The sequence below is a fragment of the Hyphomonas sp. GM-8P genome (assembly GCF_003263315.1).
Taxonomy (GTDB): Bacteria; Pseudomonadota; Alphaproteobacteria; order Caulobacterales; family Hyphomonadaceae; genus Hyphomonas.
The window spans coordinates 1-258 of the sequence record NZ_AWFE01000053.1 but is presented as its reverse complement, the minus strand read 5'-3'; the positions used below and the strand labels follow the sequence as shown (position 1 = coordinate 258).

The 258-nt window shown below is 60.1% G+C and carries 1 protein-coding gene; it reads right to left on the bottom strand.

All coding sequences use genetic code 11. From position 1 onward, the window contains the following. On the bottom strand, positions 1-258 hold a 258-nt coding region (locus HY26_RS04130; RefSeq protein ID WP_146740175.1), incomplete at both ends, for a DUF3987 domain-containing protein.

Here is a 258-nt window from a genome sequence, read left to right as displayed (position 1 = left end):
GCCCAAGGAGGGCCTTAACGCGCATGGCAAAGGACTTCACTTCGACGGTAATGCCATCGGTCTGCCACTCTTCCAGTGTCATGATCCGCGTCCCGATCGTGGAAGCCGGTTTGTGAATAAGGCAGCGCGCGAGGAGGCCTTGCCCCTTTGCCATCGGGTCCGAAAGGAACGGCTGCAATGCGACCGGCTGAGCCTGCAAGTGAACGGCCAGGCGGCAATCATTGGCCGTCAGCGTCTCGGATTTGTCTTTTGAGCCCC